The following is a 2,587-nucleotide window of genomic DNA, read 5'->3' as shown; positions in this document are numbered from 1 at the left end:
GCTCGATGCCGATCTCGTCCAACAAGTCGATGATCGGCCACACCCTGTCGGCAGCCGGCGCGGTCGAGGCCGCTTTCTCGCTGATGACGATGCGCGAAAGCGTCATCCCGCCGACCATCAACTACGATAATCCCGACCCGGCGATCGTGCTCGACGTGGTGCCCAACAAGAAGCGTAATGCCGAGGTGGGCACCGTTTTGTCGAACTCCTTCGGCTTCGGCGGCCAGAACACGTGCCTTGTCATGGCGAGGGAACCGGTCTAAGCGGACGTTTTCCCGCTTTTGACGAACTGACAGGCCCCATGCGCGCATTGCAACTTATCGAGGACCGCCGTCTTGAAACGGTGGACCTGCCGCCTCCCCCGCCGCCTTCGCTTGGCGAAGTGACGCTGCGCATCAAGGCGGTGGCGCTGAACCATATCGACGTCTGGGGCTGGCGCGGCATGGCCTTCGCCAAGCGTAAGCTGCCGCTGGTCGTCGGCGCCGAGGCGTCGGGCGAGGTCGACGCCGTCGGCCCCGGCGTCTCCAGCCTCCTGCCGGGGCAATTGGTGTCGATCTATGGCGCGCGCACGTGCGGCCTTTGCCGTGCATGCCGCGAAGGACGCGACAATCTTTGCGAGCACGTCTCCGGCGTTCATGGCTTCCACCTCGACGGCTTCGCGCAAGAGAAGATCAATCTGCCGGCCCGCCTGCTGGTCCCCGCCCCGCCCGGCGTCACCGAGATCGGCGCGGCGGTCGCGCCTGTTACTTTCGGCACGGTCGAGCACATGCTGTTCGACAATGCGAAACTCGAGCCCGGCGAGACGATCCTCGTCCATGCCGGCGGCTCCGGCATCGGCACCGCCGCGATCCAGTTGGCGAAGAAGATGGGTTGCACCGTCATCACCACGGTCGGCTCGAACGACAAGATCGACAAGGCCAAGGCGTTGGGGGCCGACCATGTCATCAACTACCGCGAGGACCGTTTCGAAGGCGTCGTGCGCAAGCTGACCAAGAAGAAGGGCGTCGACGTCGTCTTCGAGCATGTCGGCGCCGACACCTTCGCCGGCTCGATGCTGTGCCTGAAGCGCGGCGGCCGCCTGGTCACATGCGGCTCCACCTCCGGCGTGTCGACACAGGTCAATCTGATGCAGCTCTTCCAGCAGCAGCTGAAGCTGCTCGGCTCCTTCGGCTGCCGCATGGAGAACATGGCCGATGCGATGCAGAAGATGGCGGCCGGCCTCGTCGCTCCCGTCATCGACACCGAGGTCGGCTTCGACGACATCGACGCGGCGCTGAAGCGCATGGAAGGCCGCGACGTGTTCGGCAAGATCATCCTGCGCGTCTAAGGCAAATGGTCGGTAAGGTGCTCAAGAAAGCCCGCCGGGACTTCATGTTCCGCTACGGCCGGCGGCTGCGCCAGATGGAGCACTGGCTGGTGGCGCGCCTGGCCATGGCGATGATCTCGCTGCTGCGGCTCCTGCCGCCGGACAAGGCGCTCAACTTCGCCGACCGCGTCGCCCGCCGCATCGGCCCGCTGGTCGGACGTCATCGGGTCGCGGTCAACAATCTGCGGCGCGCCTATCCCGCAAAGAGCGACGCCGAGATCGAGGCCATCGCGCTGGACATGTGGGGCAACATGGCCCGCCTCGCGGCCGAGTATATCTTCCTCGATGCGCTGTTCGATTTCGATCCGAATGCGACGAAGCCGGGCCGGGTCGAGGTGCGCGGTGTCGAGCATTTCGCCGAGATCGCCGGCGAGAAGAAGCCGCATATCCTGTTTACCGGCCATCTCGGCAATTTCGAGCTGCTGCCCGTGGCCGCGGCCACCTTCGGCATGAACATCACCGCGCTGTTTCGCCCGCCCAATAATCCCTATCTCGCCGATTACATCCACTCGACGCGCCGCTCGACCATGGGAGGCTTGCTGCCCTCCTCGACCGGCGCTTCCTTCGCGCTTGCCGCCATCCTGGAGAACGGCGGCAATATCGGCGTGCTCGTCGACCAGAAATTCTCCAGCGGACTGGAGACGACCTTCTTCGGCCGCCCTTGCCAGAGCAATCCGGTACTGGGCATGCTCGCCCGCCACTACGACTGCGACGTCTATCCGGCACGCTGCGTCCGGCTGCCGGACAACCGTTTCCGCCTCGAGATCGAGGACAAGCTGACCTTGCCGCGCACAGAGAGCGGCAGTGTCGACGTCCACGCCACCACCCAGCTTCTCGCCGACGTCGTCGAGCGCTGGGTGCGCGAGGATCCCGGCCAGTGGATGTGGTTCCACAAAAGGTGGGAGATGAGCGGCCGCCGCCGCAGCCGGCGTGGGCAGGCGAAAGTAGTCAGCTGAGCGCACCCAGGGTCGGTTTCCCAGCGCGGTCTGCACTGCCTGAAGGTTTTCCGGAAATCGAGGACTGAGGCCACCAGCAAAGAAAAGCCGCGAAGATTGCTCTTCGCGGCTTTGATGTAGCTCTTGCTTACCTGACCCTAGAGGAACGGCACGGTAAAATTCGACCGGTACGTATCCATGGTAGCGCCGTTGCGGTCCTCCGACAGCAGCGTATCCGAGCCGAAGCTCGCCCGCAGGCCGATCACATATTTGTGGACGTTCACGC

Annotated in this window: 2 protein-coding genes and 1 pseudogene; all 3 read left to right on the top strand. The window is 64.6% G+C overall.

Annotated elements, in window-relative coordinates:
* A pseudogene (locus tag EOA33_RS31575) lies at nt 1-263 on the top strand (beta-ketoacyl-ACP synthase); the annotation flags it as partial.
* Nucleotides 264-301: 38 nt separating this feature from the next.
* Nucleotides 302-1,327, top strand: a complete 1,026-nt coding sequence (locus EOA33_RS31570) for a zinc-binding dehydrogenase (protein WP_126054136.1) — start codon at nt 302-304, stop codon at nt 1,325-1,327.
* Between the two features lie 5 nt (nt 1,328-1,332).
* Nucleotides 1,333-2,322 (top strand): lipid A biosynthesis lauroyl acyltransferase, encoded by a 990-nt coding sequence (locus tag EOA33_RS31565; RefSeq protein ID WP_126054135.1) that lies wholly within the window; start codon nt 1,333-1,335, stop codon nt 2,320-2,322.
* Nucleotides 2,323-2,587 lie beyond the last annotated feature (265 nt).

It is taken from the genome of Mesorhizobium sp. M4A.F.Ca.ET.050.02.1.1 (assembly GCF_003997725.1).
In the GTDB taxonomy this organism is placed as follows: Bacteria; Pseudomonadota; Alphaproteobacteria; order Rhizobiales; family Rhizobiaceae; genus Mesorhizobium.
Note: the sequence above shows the minus strand (reverse complement) of the source record. Positions and strands in the feature narration are given on the sequence as shown.